Origin of the sequence: Andreprevotia chitinilytica DSM 18519, assembly GCF_000711875.1 — a bacterium.
GTDB lineage: Bacteria > Pseudomonadota > Gammaproteobacteria > Burkholderiales > Chitinibacteraceae > Andreprevotia > Andreprevotia chitinilytica.
In genome coordinates this window covers 41,654-66,004 of record NZ_KL543994.1, presented here as the reverse complement: position 1 = coordinate 66,004, position 24,351 = coordinate 41,654, and the positions used below count along the sequence as shown (strand labels likewise).

The window sequence follows — 24,351 nt, the reverse complement described above, 5'->3', positions numbered from 1 at the left end:
ATCTGCGGGCGGCGCGGAACCCGTGCCTAGATTGTAGCTTTCTAGGGAAAGAAAGGGAGCTACAACAATTACGCGCGGTATGCCGACATAAGCAGTGTGACAACAACCTTCATCCGACTCAGACTTAGAGCACGTATTTGCGATCAAGAACAGCGGCCGTTCGTCAAAAGCCGCTGCTGGCGTTGGAGCGCATCCGCTCTATCCGACGACTTGGTAGATTCGGAATTTTCCTGTAACTCTCGGAAAATCCCAGAATTATGAGCACCAAGCCAATATTGTCGCAAACGCATGCCAATAATCGCGCCATACAACACTGCATCAAACAACGTCACCCTCGCCTTCAAGGAGAGGGCCGGGGTGAGGATGGTCCGCCCCCCTTTCAAAAGCGCCCCGCCAGACAGGCCGACGCGGGGGTTTCGGGGATCGAGTGTCTGAGGGCCTTGGCCCGAGTTTTCGATTCCCGCCCGTGACGGGCTGGCTGGCGGGGGCATCTGGCGCTTGCGACAGACGCTTTTGCAGGGTCGCCTTTGGGGTGGAGGGGGCCCAAGGAATATGTACAGCCCGAGACAAAGTCCCTTCCCCGTCCGCGCGACGGAACGCGCTGAAATGCTTTTACCCGCGCCAAAGGCGCTAAAACTACAACCGCCAAAGGCCCCGGCCGGCAAGCCGTCCGGGCTACATTGCCCCCTACCCCTTCAAATCCACCACAAACCGATAGTAATCACTGCGGAAATACGAATGCGTCAGCTCGATCGGCCGGCTGCGCTGGTCATAGCTGACCCGGATCAAATGCAGCAACGGCAGCCCGAGCGCAAAGCCGGTGATTTTCGCCAACCGCTCACCCGTCACCAACGCTTCAATGTGCTGCTTGGCGGAAGCCACGGCGATTTCCCTGGCGGCCAGGTAGGCATAGAGCGAGCCCTCGATCCGCTCCGGCTCCGGCACGATGTCTTCCGGCAGCGATGAGACTTCCAGCCCCATCACCGTATCGCCTGCCAGCCGCAAGCGCTCCAGTTTGGCCACGCGTGAGGTCGATGGAATATCGAGGTTCGCCATTTCCTCATCGTTCGGCGTGGCCAGCCGCTTGCCGAGCCAGCGCGAATCGGCGACGAAGCCACGGTGCTTGAGCATGACGCTCAGATTGGTGAGACGCCCCAGCGGCTGGTCGATCTTCGGTGTGATGACGAATTCGCCGTTCGGGTTCTGCTTGATCTGGCCTTCACGCGTCAGGATATCGAGCGCATGGCGGGCGCTATCAGCGGTGACGCCACTGAATTCGGCAATCACGTCGACCGATGGCAGGGGTTCATCCTGCACCCAGAAGCCGGCCGCAATAGCCGCCGCCAGCCGCTGCTTGACGATCAGATAGTCGGGTACGCCTTCGCGGATATCCACCCGCAATGCGGTCAATTTGTTGGCCATGTGCTCTCCACCCCTATCGATTTATGTTCGTCTGGCAACGCCTCTACACGTGGCCAGCGGTAATGCCGGAATGCCTCTCTGATATGCCCCAACAGCAAGTCATTTTGCCAGGGCTTGGTAAAGAATTTGTAGACCGCGCCGCTGTTTACCGCATTGATAACTGCATCAAGATCAGCGTGGCCGGTCAGCAGGATGCGCATGGTGTCAGGGTAGAGCTGCCGTACCACGTCAAGAAATTCGAGGCCCGACATGCCCGGCATGTTCTGGTCGGAAATGATCACCTGCACCGAGTTGCTCGCCAGCACATCGAGCGCCTCGCTGCCGCAGCACGCTTCCAGCACGCGGTAATCCTCATACAGCAAGATACGGCGCAATGCCGTGCGGACGCTGGCTTCATCGTCAACGAGCAACACGGTGCGTTGCCGCACTTCGCGGGCATCGTTCACCGGAATCTCGAAACGACCACGCTGCAGCAACGCCGCGAAATCGTCGGCCGGGACTGGCCGACTGAAGAAATAGCCCTGAATTTCATCGCAGTCATGCCGCCGCAGATAGTCAAACTGCCCCTGGGTTTCGACGCCTTCGGCGATCACGCGCAGGTTGAGCTGGTGCGCCATGGCGATCACGGCGCTGGCAATGGCAGCGTCTTCTGATTTGTGCGTGATCTCGCTGACGAAGGCACGGTCGATTTTCAGGGCATCGAACGGCAGGCGCTTGAGGTAGGCGAGCGATGAATAGCCGGTGCCGAAATCGTCTAGCGCCAGCGGCAGGCCCAATTGCCGGAAGCCATCGAGCACGGCGGTGGCGGCTGGCGCATCTTGCATGACGATGGTTTCGGTCAGCTCCAGCGATAGGTATTTGGGCGGGATGTCATACCGTTGCAAGGACTGCCGGATGACCTGCAACACGTTGCCGCGGCGGAACTGCAGGGCGGAAAGATTGACCGCTACCGGGACGAGATCAAGCCCGGCAGCATGCCAGCGGGCCAGTTGGGCGCAGACCGCATCGATCACCCATTCGCCCAGCGGCACGATCAGGCCGGTTTCTTCGGCCAGCGGGATGAAATCAGCCGGGCTGATCAGGCCGTGTTCCGGGTGCTGCCAACGCACCAGCGCTTCCGCCCCCACGATCTGGCCGCCGGTCGCGCTGACTTTGGGTTGGTAATGCAGGATCAGCTGGTTTTCATCCAGCGCACGGCGCAGGTGTTCTTCCAGCATGAGCTTGCCAGTGACCAGCGCATTCATTTCCGGCGCGTAGAACAGCGATGGCTCGCCTTGCAGTTGGGCTTGTTTCAGCGCTGATTCAGCGTTGCGGAACAGGGTTTCTGCATCTGTACCGTCGGTCGGGAAGAGTGCGATGCCGCCCCGTGCGGTGATCTGCACGTTGTTGCCGGGATGGCTGCCAACCAGCGGGGCAGAGATTTCCGGCAGCAAGCGATCCAGCAGGAGCGTCGCCGCATCGCTGGCTTGGCGCAAGCCGGATACGGCCACTGCAAAGGTATCCGGGCCGACCCGGGCCAGGGTATAGGGCTCGTGCAGTTTGGCGGGCAGCCGTTGCGCCACCTGCCGCAGGACAGCGTCGCCGACATGGCGGCCCAGGCTATCGTTCAACCGTTTGAAGCGATCCAGGTCGATCAGGATGACGGCGAGCTGGTGATTCCCGCGCTCGTCCGTCAACAGCAATTGGGCCAGCCGTTCATTGAACAGGCGTGCGTTCGGCAAGCCGGTGAGCGGGTCATACCAAGCCAGGTAATCAACCCGCTCAGCCCGCTCGATGTACTTGAGCGCGAAAGAAATATCGCCTGCCAGCTCGTTCAGCAGCTTGATCTCTTCGGCATCAAAGAACCCGGCTTCCGGCGCATACAGCAGCATGGCACCGATGCAGGCGTCGTCGAGCAACAAGGGCAGTGCAGCCACCGACCGCAGCCGCTGGCCGTCCAGTGCCTGGCTGCTGTCATTGCAGAACACCGCCTGCTGGCTGCGTTGCATGTTGCCGAGCAGCGCGGCTTCAAGCGTCGCGTCGTACAGCACCTCCGGCGACCCGGCAGGCATTCCCTCGCGGCGCATCGAGGACATCAGGCGCAGGGATTCGCCAGTCAGCAGGCCGATGCCCGCCAGGTCGAAACCACCGTGCTCGACGGCGATCCGGCATGCTTCATCGAAGAGCGCCTGGCGTTCGTGGATACGCACAATGGCGGAGTTGATACCGGACAACACGGCTTGAATCCGGCTGAGCCGGGCAATCTTGGTTTGCTGTTCCTTGCGCTCGGACTGAGTGCGCAAGGCGGTGATGCCGAAGGCGATATCGTCAGCCAGCTCGGCCAGCAGCTTCATTTCGTCATCATCGAATGCATCGGGCTCGCTGGTTTCAAGCGTCAGCTCCCCCAGCAGTTGAGCGCCCGATTGCAGCGGCAAGGCCATCGATAACGGCGGAACGTCACCCGCTTGCGCCACCCCGGCTTGCGCGGCAATGGCAAGCTGCCCGGCTTCATCCGCCAACCGGATACAGGCATGGTCGTAGTGCGCCAGACCGATCAGCAGTTGGCACATCTCGTGCAGCAACACCAGCGGCTCACTGGCGTGCACCAGCGCATGGTTGCACTCAGCCATCACCAGGCGGGCGCGGGAGAGGCGGAATAGCGCCTTGGTCGCACGCTCGTGCGCAAGTTGCAATTGCGCTTGCTGGATGGCATTGCGGATGATTTGCGGCAAGCGCTGGATGTGCTTGACCGACTTGATGACGTAGTCGGCTGCGCCACGCTTGATGGCCTCGACGGCGACTTCTTCGGAACCGGTGCCGGTGACGATCACCACCGGGATATGCACATCGCGTGCTTTGACGAGCGCCAGCACTTGCAGGCCATCAAAGCCGAGGATGTTGAAATCACTCAGCACCGCATCCCAGCCGGCTTCGCCCAGGCGCGCCTCGAATTCAGCAGCAGTGGCGGCTTCAACCAGCCGAAACACGCCCTCCTCTGCGGCAAGCGCAGCACGCACGAGCTCACGGTCGTAGGGCGAATCATCCACATACAGAATGCTTAGCGGCATTGCCATGACACGCTCGCAGTCCGCGGGCGGGCATCGGCCGTCTTTCGTCCCGCTCCGGGCCAGGGAGCAACACGGCCATCGCACGCCTACAGTTTGTCCCGGCCAGATTCGGCCAGGATTCTCCTTTCTTTAACGATTCGCAGCCCGTACTTGTTTACCGGGCTTGCGGAGCGGTCATTGGTACTTTTAACCATCCTGCTGCCGGGTCAACCGTACCCGCCCTTCCGGCATGAAGTACGTGCCGAAGCGGACCAGCCCGGCCTGCTTGAGGTGACACAGCAAGGTGAAGCCCAGCTGCATGCCGTCTTCCGGCGGGCGCAAAGCCACCTCCACCGCTTTCAGGCGAGGCTCGTACTTCAGCAGCGTGAGCTGGATTTCCCGCATCAGGCGATGGCCGCCCGCGGGCAAGTCGCGATAAATACCGGTGAGGTCGGACAAGCCGTAGTCCGGCAGGTGCTTGAGCGCGCCGGCCCGGCTGTTGAGGATGCGTTGCATGCTGTCCATCACGCTCAGAATGGTCAGCGTCCGCTCATCAAAGTCATCGATGCTTTGGCCATCAGTCAAATGACCGGTCAGGCGTTCGTAGAAGGCGGGGCCGGTGGGCATGTCGGTCTCCGGTTGAGGCTTGTCAGGGTTGGGCCGGCGTATCCGGTTGCAGGCGGTAGCCTTGGGCGAGGATGCGAAACGGTGTTTCGTCTGACAGCTGTTCGCGCCCAATCAGGAGCTGCCAGCCCGACGGCACATCCGTCTTGCGAAAGAACGCGGCCACGCCGATCTGTTTGGCGTCCTTATCCAATGGCTCATCCAGGCTCAGGCTGGCGCCCGGCAGCAGAATGACTTCCTTGCTGGCGAGCAGATCGTCGGCCAAACGGACTTTGTCTTCGGTCAGCAGTTGCTCATAGCTAGTGCTGGCAAAGCGTTTGCCGTCACGCAGCTGATACACCCGCACCACGACTGACAGCGGCTGTGACTTGTCGTCGCTGTTGAGTTCTTCTCGCGCCAGCAGATCGAGCTTCACAGTCTTGGTCTGGGCGAAAAACACTGATCTTGTGAGATCGACCGTGCCGTCTTTCACCTTTTGGGCGAGGCCACAGCCACCTAGCGCTACGGCGAGGCTCAATGCCAGACAGAGCAGGAATTGGAGTCGGTTCATGGGGTGGTCCCCGTCTTTGATTGGTGAGTGGGAGCGATGGATTGGGTCAATGGGCAGGCGTGTGGCTGGAATAGCGGCCGATGCGGATGTCCAGTGGGCGAGCCGTTTGATGCGCACGCCCCAGCAAACTCAAACCCAACCGTCGGCGAGGGCGGATCAGCGCACAAGCGGGCAATAAGGCGGGCAATACCCGCAGCACCAACTCCGCATCAAACCGCAGCCCGAGATACACCCGCAGCATGGCGAGCAGATCGTGGTGGTCTTGCGTGCCCGGCAACAGCGCGAGCAATCGATCGGCGGTGTATGGCGCGATCACGATGCGGACGGTGCTGTTGCGTTCGGTCAAGGTGCGCCCGAGCAGCAGGTTGCCGGTCTCCAGCCGGATGGGGCCGTCACCCAAGCGCGTCGCATGCGCCATGCGATGCGCAACCGGCCAGAACTCCTGCACTGTCACTTCGGCATCCGGCACCAGATAGCGCACTACGCCCACCAAGCCTTCGGCCGGGCGGGTACGCTGACTTGCCAAGCCCAGCAAGGCCAGCCAACGCGCAGCGGGAATCCCCTGCCGCTGCGCAACGTCGCCAATGCCCAAACCAACCAGTCCCAGCAGCGAGCGGGATACCGCGTCTGTCGCACCGGCCCGAAAGCCGACCGGGTAGCGGTATTTGCGCCAGATGCGGTAGTACAGCGTGGTGATACGGTGGTTGAACAGATCAAGCAAGCCAGCGAGCGCATCGCTGCCTTCGCGGCGCATCGCGATGTCGTCGAGGAAGTAATACGGCAGCACCGCGTCGACACCGTACAGACCAAGAAAGGTGGTACGAACCGTGGGCGGTGCGGTTGCGGTCGGGTGCACTTCATCTTCGAACTCGACACCAGCAATGTCGCTGACCGGGAAGCCAAGCGAGGGTGACGGCCGAAAGCGCACCGGCTCATGGGCCGGGGTATCACGCGTGGCCAGACCGGGCCGGTCTGGATGAATGAGTTCCAGCAACTCGCAGAAGCGGTAGAAATTCATTGCCGCTGCGCGGCGCAACAGGGATTCGCTCAGGCGGGCATTGGGCACTGTGCCCACATCGACGAGCGGTGCATTCACAGCGGCGCAGCCGTCGGTTTGCTGTCGGCCCATTCGATCCGCTTGCCGGACGGCAATGAGATCACGGTGAGCCGGGTAAACAGGTTCATATCGGCATAGGCGGCAAAGAACCGGTTGAGCAGCTCGCCGAACAGGTAGAGGTCACCTTCGCCCGCGAAACAGTGGCTATCCAGCGTCAGTTCGATACTGACCCCACGCAGCAAGGCGCCCCGCTCCAATCGCTGCACCGACCGATGGTCCACCTGCACGATGCCCTGCAGCCGGCGGCGGTTGAGTTCGTCGTCCGTCCAGTCATACAACGCCAACGTGCCGCGCAGCACCTCGGCGTCGAGCAGCGATAGATAATTGGGGGCCAAGTGTGAGAGCACGCGCCAGTGGAAGCGATCCTCCATTGGCGGATAGATCGGCAAGGTCGGGGCGGTCAGGTTGCGTACGGTGGCGACACAGGCACTGCCACCGGCCAATTCCAGAATCTGCGATTCGCGCAGCGCTTTGCGCGGCAAGAGGCCATTCGTACCGGTGACGCGCAGGGACAGCGTTTCGACCGGCAGATCGCGCTGTGCTTCCCACGCATGGCCGCCCAATACCAGCCAGGTTTCGAACAAGCCAGCCGGGCCGCGTCGCACCCGGCCATGAAAGTAACGCTCCGGCGCTTCATGACGCAGCATGCCGCCACGGTGGCGGAACGATGAAAACGGCACGTACTCGTGGCGCTCGCCGCTGGCGTGATCAAACGCCTGCACCGCATCGACCGAATAGGTTTCGACATGCGCACCGTGATGCAGCATCGGTACGACCCGGTATTCGCTGGCGTGGTGATCGACGCGAATCGGCTCTGCCTCGAGATCGAACAGGTTGATCGCCGGCACGCAATGCAGCCGCACGTTTTCGGCAGTGAACGGCATATCGTCGGGGTAATGCTGCGAGAGGATTACTTCGATTTCGAACGACACCACCGCTTCCGGCAAGGCGGCAATGTCCAAGCCACATAGATCGATGAACAGGAATTTCTCGCGGAAGCTGAAGTATTCCAACAACAGCTGGTAGCCACCGAAGGCGTTGTCGGCCTTGGGCCAGAGCCGTTCCTGCGGCGCGAATCCGGCGGGTTGGAAATGCCCTTGCGGCAAGGGCTGCGGTTGCGTTTCGCCAGGAATGCGCAGCTGCATCGACATCACTTGCCGGGTCAACGCGTGGTGCAGGGTAAACGCCACCGGCGTATCGGCAGCCAGGAACAAACGCAGGCGGGATAGATCGAGCTGATCGCGCCGCGCCTGATTCTCCAGCCGGAATCGCAAACGGATGACAGAGCGGCCATCGTGCTGCACGTGGGCACCAGCTGCCTCCAGCTGCAAGGGCAATAACGAGACAGCTTGTGTCGTCCGATACAGGCAGCGCGTGCATTCCGGCCCCACCGGGCTGGATCGCAACATCAATCCGGCTGGCGCGAGATCACCTTGTTGCAAGGCATCGGCCTGCGGGGAGAGTTGCACCACGGTCAGCGACGGGATCATGCGCAGGTAATGCGGCCACAGCAGGCTGACCAGGCCCTCGGTCAGCTCGGGCAGATCGTCATCGAGCTTTTGCCGCAAGCGGCCAGTGAGGAAAGCAAAGCCTTCGAACAAGCGCTCCACGTAAGGGTCGCGATCGCCAACACGATCCAGATTCAGCGCCCCGGCCCGATCAGGATGCGCCCGGGCGAATTCCTTGCCAGCCTCGCGCAGATAGCGCATTTCGGCTTCGTAATAACGCAGGATTGGATCGTCCATCGCGGCTCTACTTGGCGGGCGTTTTAGCGGCGATCGCTACGGTTCGGCAAGGGCAGCCGCTCTGGGCCGCGCGCGAACTCTTGTTCGACCCATGCCTTGGCTTCCACCAATGCATCGCTGGCGGTGTTGACGTCCTCGATCACGATGGCCCGCTTCAACCAGAAGTAACTGCCCGGCCGCAGCAGCCGCAGTTCAAACCCCAGCTGCGGCGGCATCGGGTCCCGGTTGCGGATGTGGTAACGCAAGGCGTCGGCAGGAACCCCGATCACGTTGATGGCCAGCCGGTGCAAGGTTCGCGCCGACTGCCCGAACTGTCGGGCGGCCTCTTGAGCCTGCTCGTCCGAGCCGTAATAGCCGATGCTGAAGTAGGCGCTGGATTCCGGGTTGGGCCCCAGTTTCACCAGCCAGCCGCTGCTGTGCCGTTGCCGGGAGGAGCCGGCGGCATAGCGACGCAACCTCAGCGGTTTTTCCAGCTCTTGCTCGTTCGCCGACATCATTTCCTCATTCCTCCATACAGGTCATGCGCATTGCGCAGACAGGGCGCTCATTGCGTTCGCGCACGGACGGGCGAGCGGCCGATATCGCGGGATAATTTTGGGTAAGCAATAAATCAGACATGCGTAGCAATCTCTGACGAACCAATACAGGTGCATCAGGCTGCCTGACTCAAAGGGGTGGGGGTATCAGAGGACTCTGAAAGTGCGCGCGGAATGTGGGGAGCCGCGAAGAATGACGGGGCCATTGCGACCGCAACGGCCCGAGTGAGCTACGCGTCGTGATCCCGGAGGACTCGCCCCCGGGATCACGCCAAGCCATACAACAAGCGAATCACGCCTTCGACGACGTGAGCGATGCCAACTGTTGTGTGAGGAAAGTACCAGTCGATTTCAGCGAAGCCACCAGCGAATCCATAGCCGTGAACTGTGCTGTATACGTCGCCTGCATCGCGTCGTACTGGCGGTTCATCATCACTTCCTGGCTCTGGATATCGGTGATGTTGCTGTTCAGGTTGGCGATATCAGCGGTCAGCGGGCCGCTGCTGGACAGCAGGCTGGTAATCGTCTGATCAAGCCGGCTGGCGAAGCCGCGGCTGAACGAGACCGTGCCGTAGTCACCTGCGGTCGTGCCCGAAATCGAGAGCTTGAGATCGGTGGCGTTGCCCGTCCCGGTCAGCACCTGGCCGTTGCCGTTGGCCGGCGATCCGCCAATCGTCCCCTGAACATCGGTGCCGGAAGCATTCAGACCCACATGCAGGCCATACGTTGTTTCGGCATTGGCGCCCACATTGGTCACCTGCACGTTCGATGCGCTGCCATAGCGATTGGAATGCATGACCAGCTTGTTGTTGGTCGAATCGTAAGACATGGTCACCGAGACACCTGCGGCCTTGAGCGCGCTGTCGCCATTGATCTGGGATTGCATTTCCGCAGCCAGCGCGCTCTGGGTATAGGAGCCTGCGTTGAGCGTGATCATGGCGGACGAGACGCCATCCACCGCTACCATCAGCGAATTGTTATTGGCATCGATGGTGATCGGCGAGGCGCTCATTGCATCGCCAGACAAGCCAGCTTGAGTCGCCGGCGCAGTCACCTGCACATCGTATTGACCGGTCTGGGTCTGATCCGTCGCGCCGAGGTAGCTCACGCTCGAATTGCTGGCGATGCCATTGACGGCGAACAGGCTGGCCACGGCATTCGGATTGGCCGACAGTGCGTTCTGCAACTTCGTGTTATCCAGTGTCATATTGCCCGTCTTGTCGAAGCTGATGCCCACGTCGTTCAGGCTTTGATAAACGTTGCCGCCGCCCAGCGCCTTGTTCAGCGTCTGGCGCAGCGAGGTTTGCAACGAAGTGACGGACTGATCGCCATTGAGCACACCCGCCTTCAAGGTCGGATCAGTCGCGGTCGAATCGTAAAAAGTGACCGCGTTCACCGCCTTGATGAAGCTGTTGTACGAGGTGACCAAATCGCCCACCGATTTGGCGACACCAGAGGTATCGCTGCTTATGGACAACGTGGTGGCAGTGGTCGTCGTGGCTTGCAGATTCAACGACACGCCTTGCAACACATCGCTGATCGTATTGCTGGCCTTGGAGATGCTGATGCCGTCCAGCGTGAGCTTGGCATCCTGCGCCACCTGCGACTGGGTCAGGTTTTTCGTGCCCAGCGGGTCGTAGGCAAAACGGGACAGGCCATTGGTATCCGTGTTGTTGCCATCGTCATCGGCCGCAGTGACCTGAAGGCTATTGGCCGCACCGGTATTGGTCGAACTCATCAGCAAGCGATAGCCGCTGCCATCATTGATGATGGTGGCGGTCACCCCGGCATTCTTGGCATTGATCGCGTCGCGCAAGCCGGAAAGCGTGTTGTTGCTGCTATCGACCGTGACACTGAATGCACCCTGATTGCCGTTGGCGACGAAGGTATTGGCACTGGGCGGCACGGCGGTACTGTTGTCGGTAAAGGTGCCGAATGAAAACGACAGCGTGCCGGTACCGACCGGATCGTTCACCGTGGTAAAGCTTTGCGAAGACAGCTTCTGGTTTTGCGCCAGCTGGCTGACCGACAAGCTATAGCTGCCTTGTTGCGCGGTACCCGTGGTAGAGACCGTGCCGACCGCCGTATTGGCGAGGCTGCCTTTCACGCTGGTATAGCTGCTGGCGCTTTCCAGACTGATAACGTGGGCCTGGAACACGCTGAGCGCGCTTTGCACGCTTCCCAACGCGGAGATCTTGGTCTGATCGGTGCTGATCTTGGCATCGAGCGTTTGCAACGGCTGTTTTTCCACCGTCATCAACTGCGTGATGATGCTGTTGATGTCGATCCCCGAGCCAATGCCCATCGAGGTCAGGATGGCCGAGCTGGATGAGGCAGATGTGGAGGCAGACGTCGTCGCCATGATCAGAGCTCCCGAAGCAGATACTGCGTAAATGCAAACAACACGTCACGGACCGGATCCGGCCCGTGGCGTCCAACATCAATCCATAACGCGCGTTATGCCGATGTGTTGACAGACGTACTCGACGTCAGCCCGCTCCAGCGCGGAACCAAGTACGGATTACTGGCCTGGGCTTGCAGCCAGCTCTGCCGATCCTGCTGCAGCGTCGCAAACGCCTTCTGTGCCGAACTCAAGTCACCCGAGTTGAGCGCGCTGGCCAGCGTGCTGAAATCGGATTGAATCTGGCCCAGCCCGCTGGCTGCCGTCGACGTCGACGACGTGCTGCTGGTGCTGCCATTACTGTTATCGGTTTGACTGAGCGAATTCATGAGCGACGAAAACGCCGATTGCGCGGAATTCAGATCGCCGGCGTTCAGCGCGCTGGAAACCGCGCTCAGTTCCGAGCCGATTTGCCCACCGCCATCGCTGCCGCCGTGATGGTGGTGATGGTGTGGCTGCGCCCCGCCCGCTTGCGCCACACCGCCCGACGCAGACGAACTGGCAGACGACGTAATGTCTTGCAGCAGATTCGAGAACGCCGATTGCGCGCCACTCAGATCGCCGGATGCCAAGGCATTCGACAAGGTGGTGAAATCGGTATCGATCTGCCCCAGCAAACCACTGGCGCCGCTCGATGCGCTGCTGACCGAGCTGGTGGATGCGGTGCTGGATGTACTGCTGGTACTGCTGCTCGACGAACTGCTGGTGCTGTCGAGCGAGCCAAACCGGCTGGTGATGTCCTTGAGCAAGGAAGCAAAGCTCGATTGCGCCGAACTCAGGTCATTGCTCTTGAGCGCGCTTTGCACCGAACTCAGATCAGACGCGATCTGCTGAATGCCGCTGCTGCCGGAATCCCCTTCCGACGGCGGCGGACCCGGCGGGCGCGGGCGATCTTGCTGCAAGGTGGCAAACGCTTTCTGCGCCGTCGAGAGATCACCCGATTGCAGGGCGGTGCCAAGCGCGCTGAAATCGGACTGGAATTGCTGCGACGGCGAGTTGCCACCGCCGGAGGATGAATTCGAAGATGAACTGGACGTAGAGGGCTGTGACTGCTGCAGCGCAGCGTAAGCCTGCTGGGCAGCGGTCATGTCGCCCGAATTGAGCGCACTCTCCAACGCCTTGTAATTCTGGCGGCGCTGCTTGAGTTCGTCCGAAATTTTGCTTGAGTAATAGCTGCTGCTCGACGAGGAAATGCCGGAAATCGTGCTCATGATCGGGGCTCCCGCTGTTGCCAGTGTTTGAAAGGGGCTTGCCGAAAACTGCAGTCGAATCCTGCTTCGGCATGACAGCATTTCAACACCGGCTTGTATCCCGGCCATGTCGACGGCATGCCGATTTGTAGCGTTATTTGTCAGCTTCCGGCCAATTTGTACGATTTTGTATCGACACGATGCAGCGATACTTTCAGCTACATTTGGATTGAAACCACTCTGACCGCCCCGGACATAATGCCGCCATGGAAACCGCCGCCCACATTCTGGTCGTCGACGACGACGCCGAGATCCGTAGCCTGCTGGCCGAATCGCTCGAATCCTACGGGCTGAAAGTCTCGGTCGCCGCCGATGGCGCATCGATGCAACGAACCCTGGCGGCATCGAAAATCGACCTCGTCGTGCTCGACCTGACCTTGCCCGGCGATGACGGACTGGTGCTGTGCCGCAACCTGCGCTCCAAATCCAACCTGCCGGTCATCATGCTCACCGCACGCGGCGACCCGGTAGACCGGATTCTCGGGCTGGAAATGGGCGCGGACGACTATCTGACCAAACCATTCGAGCCGCGCGAGCTGCTGGCGCGCATCCGCACCGTGCTGCGCCGTACCTGGATGCTGCCGCCCAATCTGGAAAAATCCGAGACCCGCAACCTGCGCTTTGCCGGCTGGCGACTCGACCTGCGCGCCCGGCAGCTGATCAACCCGGATGGCATGGTCGTACTGCTCTCCGGGGGTGAATTCCGCATGCTCAACGCCATGCTGGAACACCCGCACCAAGTCCTCAGCCGCGATCAATTGCTCAATCTGACGCAAGGGCGCGATGCCGACCCGTTCGATCGCTCGGTCGATCTGCAAATCAGCCGTTTGCGGCAAAAGCTGGGCGATGCCGCACGTGGCGCCACCATGCTGAAAACCGTGCGTAACGAAGGCTATATGTTGAATGCCGACGTCACGGTGGAACACTAATGGGAACAATGTGGCGCCGCTTCTGGGGCTCGATCGCCAACCGGATTTTCCTGCTGCTGGTCTTCGGCATCACCGCAGCCGTGCTGCTCACGCTCTGGCTGGGCATACGGCAGGAGCGGCGGGACTTCATGCAGATGCGCACTCAGCATATGGCCGACCGGGTGGTCCAATTGCTGAAGCTGCTCGACGCCGTGCCCGCGGATTCGCGCTCCAAAGTATTGGCGGTGGAATTAGGGCCCGGCTTGGGCGTTGAGCCCAATGCGAGCGCGCCGCTGCAAGGTGAGCCGGATGAAAGCGTGCAGTTCATGCTGGCCGCCCGTTTGCGCGGCACGGCAACCGTGCTTGGTGTGCGCAATCAGGCGATGTGCACGAACGAATCCCCGCCAGAGGTGGAACCGGAGCGCCGCATGCGTCCCGGCCCCTGCCACGTGATCGATTTGCGTCTGGCCGATGGCACGCCCTTGCGCCTGACCGCCGCCGAACCGGGCCGCATGATGCCAAGGCCACCTGGCCCGGGTGGTCCCGGCGGACCAGGCCCCGGCCCGCGCCCCCCGGCCCCGCTGGATTTCAGCCTGCAGATCGGCGTGTTCCTGTTATGTGTCGCCGCCTTGGCCTATCTGGCGGCACGCATGACCGTGAAACCCTTGCGGCAACTCGCCAAGCTGGCTGGGCAGTTCGGCGACAACATGGATAAAGCGCCGCTCCCCGAACAAGGCCCGATCGAAGTGCGCAAGGCCACCGCCGCGCTCAACGCCATGCAGGCCAAGATCCAGCAGCACATCGAACAGCGCGTTTACATCCTTGCCGCCATCGCCCACGACTTGCAGACACCGCTCACCCGCCTGCGCTTGCGGCTGGAAAAGGTCGAAGACATCGACCTGCGCAAGCGCCTGATCGACGACCTTGCCGCCACGCAAATCCTGATCAAGGAAGGGCTCGACTATGCCCGCAGCTCTGGCGGCGCAGCAGAAAAACGCCAGATCGATTTCGACTCCTTGCTGGCAAGCGTGTGCGCCGAAGCGAGCGATGCCGGCCAGCACGTTGAATACGACAATGTGCCGACGGGCGTTGCCGTGATCGGCCACCCCGGCATGCTGTACCGCTGCCTGATGAATCTGGTCGAGAACGCGGTCAAATACGGCGACTTCGCCCGCGTCAGCGCCCATGCCGACGCCGGGGCAGTCACCATCCACATTCGCGACGGCGGGCCGGGCGTCCCTGAAGGCGAGATAGACCGGGTCTTCCAGCCGTTCTACCGGCTGGAGACATCCCGCTCGCGCGAAACCGGTGGTGCCGGGCTGGGCCTTGCCATCGCCCGTAATATCGCCGAACGGCATGGCGGCAAGGTGTGGCTGGAAAACACCGCGATGGGCGCGATGGCGGTGTTGGTGCTGCCGCTTGTTCAAACAGATTCGCGAACAGATTCGAGCGTGGAATCCCAAGCAGAATCCGCCGGTCCGGATCAGTAGTCTTAGGCCGCAGCAGCGCCTCTAGCCACAGACTGCGCCCGGGCAATGGGGGAAAAACCGGGCGGCCTCAAGGCTCAGTTCTATATCCCCTCTCACACTTGTGGGAGAGGGTGCTTGCAAAGCACTCTGGAATTGGCACAACCCTCTCCCCCGCCCCCTCTCCCGCAAGCGTGAGCGGGGAGACAACCCCTCGCTAGCGTTGTGGGCCAGGCTACGGGCGTGATTACCATCATGCCATCGCAATACTTGTCCGCCCTGCCCAATCGCCCCACAATCGGGCGGCTATGCAATCGAACCCCTTCCCTGAACAACTCGCAATTCTGAAAGCCTGTGCCAAGTGGCTGGCTTTGGCCGCCATCGTCGCCACACTGGCCGGGACGGCATCCGCCTGGCTGTTGCTCGCGCTCGACTGGGCCACCGGCACGCGCGAGGCAAATCGCTGGCTGATCTGGCTGCTACCGCTGGCTGGCTTTGCGGTGGGTTGGGTGTATCTCAAGTTCGGTCGCCAAGTCGAAGCCGGCAATAACCTGCTGATCGACGAAATCCACGACCCCAAGAAGGTGATCCCGCTCCGCATGGCCCCGCTGGTGCTGGGGGGGACGATCATCTCCCACCTGTTTGGCGCATCGGTCGGCCGCGAGGGGACTGCAGTACAAATGGGCGGCGCGCTGGCGGATCAGCTCACCCACCTGTTCCGCTTGCAGCGTGAAGACCGCCGCATCTTGTTGATGGCGGGCATCAGCGCCGGCTTTGCCTCGGTGTTCGGCACACCGCTGGCCGGCGCCGTCTTCGGACTGGAAGTGCTGGCCATCGGCCGTCTGCGTTATGACGCGATCCTGCCTTGCTTCGTGGCAGCGATCATCGCCGATCGGGTCGGACTGTTGTGGGGCGTGCACCACACCCATTACGTAGCTGGTGCAATTCCGGCGCTATCGACCGCGGGCTTCTTCGGCACGCTGGCCGCTGGGGCCATTTTCGGCCTGACCGGCATGCTGTTTGCCCGAGCCACGCATCGACTGTCCCGGCTCATCAAACACCACGTCGCGTATGCGCCCCTGCGCCCCCTGCTTGGCGGGGCTGTGCTCGCAGTCGTGATCTACGTACTGGGGGCCTATCGCTATACCGGCCTTGGCATTCCGGTCATCGTCGAGTCCTTCCAGCACCCGGTCGCACCGTGGGACTTCGCTGCCAAATTCGCATTCACCGTGGCATCACTCAGTGCCGGCTTCAAGGGCGGCGAGGTCACGCCCCTGTTCTATATCGGCGCCACGCTCGGCAATGCACTCGCACCGCTGCTGCACATGCCTTTCCCGCTGCTGGCCGCGCTCGGCTTCGTCGCGGTGTTCGCCGGGGCGGCCAATACCCCCCTCGCGTCCACACTGATGGCGATGGAATTGTTCGGCCCGGAAATTGGCGTTTACGCTGGTTTGGCCTGCGTGATGAGCTATCTTTTCTCCGGGCACACCGGCATTTACCACGCACAACGGCTCGGGCAAGGTAAGCACCTGACGGCTTCGCCTGGCGAGCCGGATCAAACCAGCCCGATGGATGCGAAACCCCACAATTCCGCGGACTAGGTCACCAAGCTCGCGCCATTGTGTGAAAGCTCGTTTGAAAATTCGATAAGGACGTCGCGTTGTTCAAGCCGCTCAACCCCAAGCTGAAAGACTGGACCAACCAGCGCGTGTGGCTGATTGGCGCATCCAGCGGCATTGGCGCAGCGCTGGCACAGGCCATGCTGGCGGCAGGGGCACGCGTGGCGCTATCAGCACGCAACCAGCCCAAACTGGCCGAGTTGGCCAGTGGCAACCCACAAGCCTTGGTATTGCCGCTCGATGCGACTGACGATGCAGCCTGGGGCTCGGCCAACGCGATCCTGCAGGCGGATTGGGGTGGCATCGATCTGATCGTGTTCTGCGCCGCAGACTATCGGCCGCAGCGGAGTTGGGAGTTGGACGCCGACCACGTGCGCCACACGCTCGACGTCAATCTGGCCAGCGTCTATTTCGGACTGGAAACCGTGCTGCCCGGACTGATCGCTGCAGGGCGCGGCGGCATAGCCATCGTCGCCAGTGTGGAAGGCTATATGGGCTTGCCGAACGCCACTGTCTATGGGCCGACCAAAGCCGCACTGATCAATCTGGCCGAGCTGTTGTACGGCGATCTACACCCCAAAGGACTCGGCGTGTACCTGATCAATCCGGGCTTTGTGAAGACACGGCTGAGCGCCAGGAGCCGATTCCGCATGCCAGCCCTGCTCTCCCCGGAAGATGCCACCGAGGCCATCCTGAACGGCTTCGCCCGCGGTCAGTTCGAAATCGACTTTCCACGCCGTTTCACCCGCATGCTGCGGCTGATCCGCCTGCTGCCGTATCGCTGGCGGTTTTTCCTGTTTGAGCGGGTGTTGGGGTGGTGATGCTCACACCACAATCCGTAGGGCGTAATCCCCGTCGCGTGCGAATCTTTGATTCGCTCAGCAAAGGGCATTGCGCCGAATCCCCCGCACCTCAATCATCGTAATTCAAGCCAGCTTCATTCCCGCCCGCCCACTCAACCGGGTACACGCCTTGCGCAACCAAACGGTGGAACGTAGAACTCGGCCAGTCGGCCACCCGTCGCACCAAGCCATGTTTTAACGGGTTGATATGGATGTAATCCATGTGCGCGCGGAAATCCGCCTCGTCCCGAATCAAGTGTTCCCAGTAACGCCGCTGCCAAATGCCGCGCTCCCCTCGACGTAACCGCACCACAGAGCGATGTTCCGCGACCGGCAGCGATTTGGAAAAGATCATCTTGATTAGGTGCCAGCGCACCGCAAAATCAGCATCGCCCGTCGGCAACTCGATCACGCAATGCAGATGATCCGGAAGAACTACCCAGCCATGAATGATGAAAGGATAAAGCTGGCGTACCCTTGCTACAGCCGTGCGTAAATGATTGACGTAGTGGATCAACAGGTCATTCCCCTGTCGATGCAACAGGTTCACGGTAAAGAAATAGGTTCCGCCGGGATGCCAAGCTCTTCGGTAATCCATGCTACGGGTTGTTGTGATGGAACGGGTGCGGCGCAATGCCCTACGGGGATTGCGCCCTACATGTTGTTCTAAGATCCCAACGCCAGCGTACGAGCCGGGTCCAGCCGGGCCAGCTGCGGCATCAGCCTCTCGATGTGCGCCAATACGCCGGGGCGATCGACGTCCTTGCGTAACAGCTTCTGCCGCAACAAGCGCAACTGCTGTGCCTTGATAGCAAACGCCAACTCCGGCTCCCAGCGGTCGAGACAGTAGGCATCAACGTCGAGATCAAGCGTGGCGAGTAGATGCAAAGCCACATCCGGGCGCGCATTGGCTTCAGCGAGCCTGGCCATCAGCAACTGGCGCAACAATCGATGCCGCTCACCTGCTACGGCCGGTAAATCACACAACCACCCAAACGCTGCCTCCAAGCCGGAAGAGGCAGCCAATTCACTAGCCTGCGCTTCAGTCTCGCGCCAGTGCTCGCCGCCGGCATCCACCGGTAGCGGCAAGATCGCCTCACCCGCTTCGATATCACGGACGATGGCATAGCGCGCAATCCACTCCAGCGTCGCATCTTCCGCAAACGGGCTGCCATCGCTAAAGGCGAGCCGCTCAAGGCCATCGAGCCGGTCACGCATCTGGGCGAAATCGGTCAATAACAGATCACGCCAGCCACCATATGGCGCACCAGCTTGGCCTTGTGCCAGCCAGGCGAAATACTGCAGATCGAGCCAGAAATGATTGGCCCCTTCCAGAAACGCCGTTTCGACTCGCTCAATCAACTCATGCCATTGCTGCTGCAACACCAACCGTTTGAGCTGCTGTCGCAACTCGGCGCGCGGCGGCGCAAGGCGGGTGAGGCCACGAACATCGTGCGGTGGCAGTTCGGCAACCAGATCCCAACGCACGCAGCGCACCAGCCGGTAAGCGGGTAAATAGCCGTGGGGCTGGCGGCGCATGAAAACGGCCATTTGCCGTGCTTGCTCAATGAGCTCACGCGCCGAGGTGATTTCAGCGCCTGCCGCCGTCGGCACTGGATTGGCTGACGAGGCAGACGAATCTGCGGCAGAGGGAAGCGAAGCTGCACCAGCATGCTGGTGCGGGGGCTCGATCAGTGGCTCGAAATGCCGCAACAGCGGCCGTAGCAGCGGCCGGCCGGGCTCATCCCACGCTTCGGTCAAGTGCTCGATCAACACCAGCGCTGAGCAGGCTCGCTCGATATCTGGCTTGCTCGTCTCAAGCTGCTGGCCGATGTGCGCGGTAACACGCTCGCTCAAGAGCCATTCCAGCGCGGCCTTGCGGCTTTCCGGGCGATGCGGCAGCACGTGATCTGGATAGCGGACGATCAACGCAGCGATCAGCTCCAATCCGTCGGCCAAGCCCGCCACGCCGTCTTGCCGCAGGCGGGCAAACGCATAGTAGGCGGCCGGGCGTAAATCCTTGCAGTGCTCACGCAGCAGCCGTTCGCTGGCAGTGATCACCAAGGCATCATCAATGCCGCTGAACTTGGCGACTTCCTCCTTGATCAACAGGAAGTCGTCCTCATACGCCGGATCGCTGCCCACTTCGGATAGCCCCGGAATCGGTTCCAGCCACGCCTGCCACTGGCTCAAGCGAGAACGCGCCAAGTCACCCGGCGCATTCTGCTCGAACAGGGCTTTGAACCACGACGGCAACATACGGATTTCCTGAAGTGGCGAGCCCGATCAACAAGGCCCGCCGTACGACCGCTAGAGAGATCAGTTCTTGGCCTTGGGCATCTGTGAAACCAATGACAGATTGATATCCAGCCCCTCGATCTGGAAGTGCGGCACCACGAACAGCTTCACGCGGAAGAAGCCCGGGTTGTCGTCGATATCCTCAACCGTCACGTGGGCTTCACGTAGCGGGTGCGATGCTTGCAGCTCATCGCTCGGATCGGTCATCTCGGTGACGAGGTTCTTGATCCAGCTGTTGAGTTCCAGCTCCAGCACGCGACGATCCTTGGTGGTGCCGATGTTTTCGCGCTGGATCAACTTGAGATAGTGCGCCAACCGAGACAGCAAGAAGATGTACGGCAGGCGCGCATTGATGCGGCTGTTGGCGGTCGCTTCGCGGGTTTCGTACAACACTGGTTTTTGCGCCGAATTGGCCGAGAAGAAACAGGCGTAATCGCGGTTCTTGTAGAACGACAGCGGGATGAAACCGAGATTGGCGAACTCGAACTCGCGCGTTTCCGGGATCAACACCTCGGTCGGGATCTTCACCTGATTACCGGTTCCCAGATCGTAAAGATGGATCGGCAGGTCCTTCACCGCGCCACCGGCCTGCGGCCCGCGCACCTGCACACACCAACCATTCTTGACGAAGCTCTTGACCATATTGGCCGCGAAAGCGAATGACGCATTGGCCCACAGGTAGCGACTGTGATCCGGGCCTTTGACCGCCTCGGTGTAATTGAAGGCGCGCACCGGTGTGGTATCCGGTCCATAGGGCAAACGGGCGAGGAAACGCGGCAGCACCAGGCCGACATAGCGGGCATCGTCGGTATCGCGAAAGCTCTTCCACTTGATGTATTCGGCGCGGTCGAAGTAGTTGCCGACGTCCTGGATCGCGGCGACTTCTTCCATCGATTCCTTGCCGAAGAAGGCCGCCCCTACCGCCCCCACGAACGGCATATGCGCGGCAGCAGATACTTTGGAGATATTGCGCAACAGCGCCACGTCTTGCGGGCCGCGGTCGAATTCGTAGTTGGAGATGATGGCGCCGATCGGCTCGCCACCCGGGGTGTCGTATTCCTGGATATAGGTGTGGCGGTAAAGGCCGCTTTGCACCACTTCCGGGGTGTCTTCGAAATCCTGGCGCAAGGCATCCTTGGAAATGTCGAGCAGCTCGATTTTCACGTTCTTGCGGAAATCGGTACGGTCGACCAGAAACTTGAGGCCACGCCAGGCAGATTCAATCTGCTGAAAGGTCTCGTGGTGCATGATCGCATCGAGCTGGCGGCTGATCTGCGCGTCGATATTCGCGATATGAAAATCAAGCAGGCTCTTGTCGAGGCGTTCGACCTTCTGCGACGACGCCTGAATCATTTTCAGGAAGACGTTGACCGCAACCGCGACCCGCTCGTCGATCGAGGACTCGGACAGCGCATCGCTATTCTGGAAAATTTCAAACGGCTGCGCCCTGCTGACCGGAACCAGATTGATCTTGGCGCACAGCGACTCATAGACACCAACCGGCGCACCACGTGACGGCATGCTTGTCTCTGGGCTGCTCATCGGGGTTTCTTGCATGGACATGCGGGGGTTCTCCTTGATTGATCACGGCCCGGTATCAGGCTTGGTCGGCATCCAGCGGGGCGATGCGTTCCAGTTCGAGGCGCAAGCTGCTCGACTGCGAGTCATCGCGGAGGATCTTTTCCAGCTCACGCCGGAATGAGGCGTTATCGAGCAGGTTGGATTTGAGATCGCGCAGCAGATTGCGCATCGCCATCAGCGCCTGCAACTGCGGCACTTGGCGCGCGACCTGATCGGGCTGGAAGTCCTTCATCGATTTGAAATCGAGCGAGACGGTCATGTCGTCGCCCTGCCCCACCAGCGTGTTCTCAACCGTAATGCGCGCACGCGGGTTGAGCTCTGCCAGCACCGAATCGAAGTTGTTCTTGTTGACTGACAGCTTGCTGCGCTCGGCCAGCGTCCGGGCATCTTGACCATGTCCGTAGTCACCCATGACCAGCAGCTTGAGTGGCAGCTCGACTTTCTTTTGCGCGCCGCCTGTATGCAAATCGAGTTTGATATTGACCCGCGCAGCCGGAACTTCATTCTGAAAACTATCCGTCATTTTTCTACGCCTTAAAAACCAGAATTATCTGATCAAATTTTCAGATAATTCCTATTTGAAAAATAAATCAATTCAGTTAATTGCAATTCCAACCAAAATTCGATCGATTGATCGAAACCAAATCCTAATGTAATCTTCACGAAAATTGCAATCAGAAACACAAATAAAAAACCTCAATTTAAAAAAACAAAAATCATATAAAAATCAATGCACTGCTGAATTTGAGATTTATCTCATTCAAAAATGAAAAATTCATGATTTTTTAAGGGATATGCAAGCTGCCATCATGAAAATATCGAAACCACTCTGGGCAGAAGGCGCATTGTTATCGCCCCAATACTTTCAGCAGCAAACGCTCTGGGATCAGCAAGCATGCGAAAACGCAGCCAGAATGGCCGGCCCCCATCCCTGGGGGATATGGCAGCTCGATTGGGATATAGCCGCACTGGATTTAGGGCAATTGAAATTGCGCGAACTCCGGCTGAGATTGCCGGATGGCGCCATGGTCGACACCCGCCAATGCGATCCGCTACCCGCCGCCCGTGATCTGGCGCAAGCCATCCCGCCACAACGACAAACGGTCGAAATACTGCTGGGGCTGCCGCTCTACGATGCGGGCGGCGACAACTGCGGCGATGCCACACACCCGGCCATGCGGCCCAAACGTTTCTTCGCCGAATACAAGCAAGTGGCCGACCTGTTCAGTACGGCCAGTGAGGAAATGGCCGTCGAGCGGCAAGCATTGGCGCTATTGTTCGATTTCGAATCCCACGCCGATTACGTCACCTGCCCACTGGCCCGGCTAACCCGCAACGCGCAGGGCAGTTTCGAGCTTGACCCCGGCTACATCCCACCCTGCCTGAGTCTCACCGCAAGCCAGCCCTTGCTCGATCTGCTCGGCCGTCTGTGCGACATCCTGCTGATCCGAAGCCGGCGTCTTTCTGCGCGGCGACATGAGCGCAACGACAACATCGCGGACTTCTCGGTCTCGGATGTTTCGCAATTCTGGCTGCTCAACTGCATCAACGCCGCCTGGCCGGAACTGAACCATCTGCGCACGCACCCCGTGCAACATCCCGAGCGGCTGTATCTATCGATGGCGCGGCTAGCCGGGGCGTTATCCACGTTCTCACTGGGCGATCCGCTCGATGCCATTCCGCGCTATCGCCATATTGGTGCTGAAACCACCTTTGCAGCGCTGGAACGGCTGTTGCGCGATCTGCTTGATACCGTCATCCCGTCACCAGTGATCCCTGTCGAGCTGACCCGGCTCAAACCGACGCAGTGGCGCGCGCAGTTCTACGATGTGCGCCTGACCGAAAACGTCGATTTCTTCCTGTCGGTTCATGCCGGCATGCCCGCACTTCAGCTGCAAGAGCAGTTCCCGCTGGTCTGCAAGGCCGGCGCACCCGATGAGGTCGAACGCGTGATCAACTCTGCTGTGGGTTGCGTGCCGCTGAAGGCACTGCAGCGCGTGCCCAGCGCCATTCCCTTGCGACTGGAAAACCAATACTTCGCGCTCGACGCCACTCACCCGGCCCATGCCCGAATGCTCGCGGCCAGAGCCTGCAGCTTCTATGTCCCGGCCTCACTGCCTGAGATCAGCCTCGAACTGTATGCGGTGCTGCGGTCATGATGCCCAACGCCTTGCCATTGCGCGCCATGCTGCGCGACACCGCGCTGCAAGTGGCTTTGCTATCGCAGCAGGCCGAAGTCCCTTCGATGACAATCTGGCGGACGCGTTGCACAGGCTTGATCGAGCAATTACGCCAAGCCATGCGCAATCAGCATTACGACGAGGCGATGATTGCGGAAGTCAGCTATGCCCAATGCGCGTTATTGGATGAAGCTGCCCTACGCCATTTGCCAGACCACCAGCGCAACGACTGGGAAAGCGAGCCGTTGCAAGTCCGTTTTTTTGGTAGTTACAACGCCGGAGATGTTGTTTACGAGCGGATCGACGCGCTGCTGCGGCAGAGCGAACCACCGGCGCAGCTCGTCGAGCTTTACAGCACGCTATTAGGCTTGGGGTTCTTGGGTCGCTATCCCGATGCGGACAACCAGCAGCGCCAAAGGATCGTTGCCACGCTTGCTCGACTCAGCAAGATTGATGGCCAAGACGATAGCCAGCTGCTGATCGTGCACGCACGGCGCGGCTGGCGTATCCCGTGGCGCGCACTGTCACCGCTAAGCTGGGCGGTCATTAGCATTGGGTTGACCATTGGTTTCTGGGTGTTGCTGGATCGACAGCTGGATCAAGCCGTCACGCGATTGACCCAGCCACAAGCAGGGGATGGTTTGACCTCGCCGCACACGACGGGACCGGCAAAGCAGGACACCAAGGGGAGCTGATCATGTCGGAGCGCTATCCCCTTCATGCCCTGCTGCTTTGGGCTGCCCTTCTGGCAAGTAGCCTGGCGCTATTTTGTCTGCCACTGTCGAC

19 protein-coding genes are annotated in these 24,351 nt (G+C 60.6%); 6 read left to right on the top strand and 13 right to left on the bottom strand.

Annotated elements, in window-relative coordinates:
- Positions 1–687: 687 nt before the first annotated feature.
- The 9 genes from BR41_RS22440 to BR41_RS22400 all read right to left on the bottom strand — a co-directional run bounded on the left by BR41_RS22440 (position 688) and on the right by BR41_RS22400 (position 12,632).
- Positions 688–1,422: a GntR family transcriptional regulator gene (locus tag BR41_RS22440; protein WP_035061855.1), complete on the bottom strand. Its 735-nt coding sequence runs from the start codon at positions 1,420–1,422 to the stop codon at positions 688–690.
- A complete protein-coding gene (locus BR41_RS22435) occupies positions 1,407–4,475 on the bottom strand; it encodes an EAL domain-containing protein (protein ID WP_084187549.1) in 3,069 nt (1,022 codons plus the stop codon). The genes BR41_RS22440 and BR41_RS22435 overlap by 16 nt, the downstream gene beginning before the upstream one ends.
- Before the next feature lie 180 nt (positions 4,476–4,655).
- The gene (tssE, locus tag BR41_RS22430) at positions 4,656–5,075 is read right to left on the bottom strand and encodes a type VI secretion system baseplate subunit TssE (protein ID WP_035061854.1); all 420 of its coding nucleotides are present in this window, start codon (positions 5,073–5,075) and stop codon (positions 4,656–4,658) included.
- 22 nt (positions 5,076–5,097) lie between these two features.
- Positions 5,098–5,622: a type VI secretion system lipoprotein TssJ gene (gene tssJ / locus BR41_RS22425; RefSeq protein ID WP_035061851.1), complete on the bottom strand. Its 525-nt coding sequence runs from the start codon at positions 5,620–5,622 to the stop codon at positions 5,098–5,100.
- A 46-nt stretch (positions 5,623–5,668) separates the two neighbouring features.
- Positions 5,669–6,751, bottom strand: coding sequence for a type VI secretion system baseplate subunit TssG (gene tssG, locus BR41_RS22420; RefSeq protein WP_084187547.1), 1,083 nt, complete (start codon positions 6,749–6,751; stop codon positions 5,669–5,671).
- Entirely contained in the window at positions 6,715–8,484 is a 1,770-nt protein-coding gene (tssF, locus tag BR41_RS22415; protein WP_035061849.1) for a type VI secretion system baseplate subunit TssF, read from the bottom strand. The genes tssG and tssF overlap by 37 nt, the downstream gene beginning before the upstream one ends.
- Positions 8,485–8,507: 23 nt before the next feature.
- Positions 8,508–8,981 carry a hypothetical protein gene (locus BR41_RS22410; protein ID WP_035061847.1) on the bottom strand — a complete coding sequence of 158 codons (474 nt, stop codon included), beginning with the start codon at positions 8,979–8,981 and terminating at the stop codon, positions 8,508–8,510.
- A 331-nt stretch (positions 8,982–9,312) separates the two neighbouring features.
- A complete protein-coding gene (gene fliD / locus BR41_RS22405; protein ID WP_084187546.1) occupies positions 9,313–11,382 on the bottom strand; it encodes a flagellar filament capping protein FliD in 2,070 nt (689 codons plus the stop codon).
- Positions 11,383–11,477: 95 nt separating this feature from the next.
- The gene (locus BR41_RS22400) at positions 11,478–12,632 is read right to left on the bottom strand and encodes a hypothetical protein (RefSeq protein WP_035061842.1); all 1,155 of its coding nucleotides are present in this window, start codon (positions 12,630–12,632) and stop codon (positions 11,478–11,480) included.
- 245 nt (positions 12,633–12,877) lie between these two features.
- On the opposite strand from BR41_RS22400, the gene BR41_RS22395 reads away from it, so the two are divergent.
- From BR41_RS22395 to BR41_RS22380, 4 genes are all read left to right on the top strand, one after another.
- Positions 12,878–13,600, top strand: a complete 723-nt coding sequence (locus tag BR41_RS22395; protein ID WP_035061839.1) for a response regulator — start codon at positions 12,878–12,880, stop codon at positions 13,598–13,600.
- On the top strand, positions 13,600–15,069 hold the full coding sequence (locus BR41_RS22390; RefSeq protein ID WP_084187544.1) for an ATP-binding protein: 1,470 nt from the start codon (positions 13,600–13,602) through the stop codon (positions 15,067–15,069). Before BR41_RS22395 ends, BR41_RS22390 begins: the two co-directional genes overlap by 1 nt.
- A 284-nt stretch (positions 15,070–15,353) precedes the next feature.
- The gene (locus tag BR41_RS22385; RefSeq protein ID WP_051711644.1) at positions 15,354–16,646 is read left to right on the top strand and encodes a voltage-gated chloride channel family protein; all 1,293 of its coding nucleotides are present in this window, start codon (positions 15,354–15,356) and stop codon (positions 16,644–16,646) included.
- A 59-nt stretch (positions 16,647–16,705) separates the two neighbouring features.
- Positions 16,706–17,485, top strand: a complete 780-nt coding sequence (locus BR41_RS22380) for an SDR family NAD(P)-dependent oxidoreductase (RefSeq protein ID WP_035061836.1) — start codon at positions 16,706–16,708, stop codon at positions 17,483–17,485.
- A gap of 91 nt (positions 17,486–17,576) precedes the next feature.
- On the opposite strand, the gene BR41_RS22375 is transcribed toward BR41_RS22380, so the two are convergent.
- From BR41_RS22375 to tssB, 4 genes are all read right to left on the bottom strand, one after another.
- Positions 17,577–18,104, bottom strand: coding sequence for an REP-associated tyrosine transposase (locus BR41_RS22375; protein WP_035061835.1), 528 nt, complete (start codon positions 18,102–18,104; stop codon positions 17,577–17,579).
- 68 nt (positions 18,105–18,172) lie between these two features.
- Positions 18,173–19,765, bottom strand: a complete 1,593-nt coding sequence (gene tssA, locus BR41_RS22370) for a type VI secretion system protein TssA (RefSeq protein ID WP_051711642.1) — start codon at positions 19,763–19,765, stop codon at positions 18,173–18,175.
- A gap of 60 nt (positions 19,766–19,825) precedes the next feature.
- Positions 19,826–21,367: a type VI secretion system contractile sheath large subunit gene (gene tssC / locus BR41_RS22365; protein ID WP_035061834.1), complete on the bottom strand. Its 1,542-nt coding sequence runs from the start codon at positions 21,365–21,367 to the stop codon at positions 19,826–19,828.
- Positions 21,368–21,401: 34 nt separating this feature from the next.
- Complete coding sequence (tssB, locus tag BR41_RS22360) at positions 21,402–21,908, bottom strand: type VI secretion system contractile sheath small subunit (protein ID WP_035061831.1); 507 nt, start codon at positions 21,906–21,908, stop codon at positions 21,402–21,404.
- A gap of 271 nt (positions 21,909–22,179) precedes the next feature.
- On the opposite strand from tssB, the gene tssK reads away from it, so the two are divergent.
- Both tssK and BR41_RS23395 read left to right on the top strand, forming a co-directional pair.
- A complete protein-coding gene (gene tssK, locus BR41_RS22355; RefSeq protein ID WP_308417281.1) occupies positions 22,180–23,544 on the top strand; it encodes a type VI secretion system baseplate subunit TssK in 1,365 nt (454 codons plus the stop codon).
- Entirely contained in the window at positions 23,541–24,260 is a 720-nt protein-coding gene (locus tag BR41_RS23395) for a DotU/TssL family secretion system protein (protein WP_051711640.1), read from the top strand. The genes tssK and BR41_RS23395 overlap by 4 nt, the downstream gene beginning before the upstream one ends.
- Positions 24,261–24,351: the final 91 nt, after the last annotated feature.

What these genes read in the sequence shown, in the direction of transcription:
- BR41_RS22395 (WP_035061839.1), top strand. Translation starts at nt 12,878, where the DNA reads ATGGAAACCGCCGCCCACATTCTGGTCGTCGACGACGACGCCGAGATC.
- fliD (WP_084187546.1), bottom strand. Translation starts at nt 11,382, where the DNA reads ATGGCGACGACGTCTGCCTCCACATCTGCCTCATCCAGCTCGGCCATC.
- BR41_RS23395 (WP_051711640.1), top strand. Translation starts at nt 23,541, where the DNA reads ATGATGCCCAACGCCTTGCCATTGCGCGCCATGCTGCGCGACACCGCG.
- tssE (WP_035061854.1), bottom strand. Translation starts at nt 5,075, where the DNA reads ATGCCCACCGGCCCCGCCTTCTACGAACGCCTGACCGGTCATTTGACT.
- tssA (WP_051711642.1), bottom strand. Translation starts at nt 19,765, where the DNA reads ATGTTGCCGTCGTGGTTCAAAGCCCTGTTCGAGCAGAATGCGCCGGGT.
- tssJ (WP_035061851.1), bottom strand. Translation starts at nt 5,622, where the DNA reads ATGAACCGACTCCAATTCCTGCTCTGTCTGGCATTGAGCCTCGCCGTA.
- BR41_RS22410 (WP_035061847.1), bottom strand. Translation starts at nt 8,981, where the DNA reads ATGATGTCGGCGAACGAGCAAGAGCTGGAAAAACCGCTGAGGTTGCGT.
- tssF (WP_035061849.1), bottom strand. Translation starts at nt 8,484, where the DNA reads ATGGACGATCCAATCCTGCGTTATTACGAAGCCGAAATGCGCTATCTG.
- BR41_RS22435 (WP_084187549.1), bottom strand. Translation starts at nt 4,475, where the DNA reads ATGGCAATGCCGCTAAGCATTCTGTATGTGGATGATTCGCCCTACGAC.
- BR41_RS22400 (WP_035061842.1), bottom strand. Translation starts at nt 12,632, where the DNA reads ATGAGCACGATTTCCGGCATTTCCTCGTCGAGCAGCAGCTATTACTCA.
- BR41_RS22385 (WP_051711644.1), top strand. Translation starts at nt 15,354, where the DNA reads ATGCAATCGAACCCCTTCCCTGAACAACTCGCAATTCTGAAAGCCTGT.
- tssB (WP_035061831.1), bottom strand. Translation starts at nt 21,908, where the DNA reads ATGACGGATAGTTTTCAGAATGAAGTTCCGGCTGCGCGGGTCAATATC.
- tssC (WP_035061834.1), bottom strand. Translation starts at nt 21,367, where the DNA reads ATGTCCATGCAAGAAACCCCGATGAGCAGCCCAGAGACAAGCATGCCG.
- BR41_RS22440 (WP_035061855.1), bottom strand. Translation starts at nt 1,422, where the DNA reads ATGGCCAACAAATTGACCGCATTGCGGGTGGATATCCGCGAAGGCGTA.
- tssG (WP_084187547.1), bottom strand. Translation starts at nt 6,751, where the DNA reads ATGGGCCGACAGCAAACCGACGGCTGCGCCGCTGTGAATGCACCGCTC.
- BR41_RS22375 (WP_035061835.1), bottom strand. Translation starts at nt 18,104, where the DNA reads ATGGATTACCGAAGAGCTTGGCATCCCGGCGGAACCTATTTCTTTACC.
- BR41_RS22390 (WP_084187544.1), top strand. Translation starts at nt 13,600, where the DNA reads ATGGGAACAATGTGGCGCCGCTTCTGGGGCTCGATCGCCAACCGGATT.
- tssK (WP_308417281.1), top strand. Translation starts at nt 22,180, where the DNA reads ATGCAAGCTGCCATCATGAAAATATCGAAACCACTCTGGGCAGAAGGC.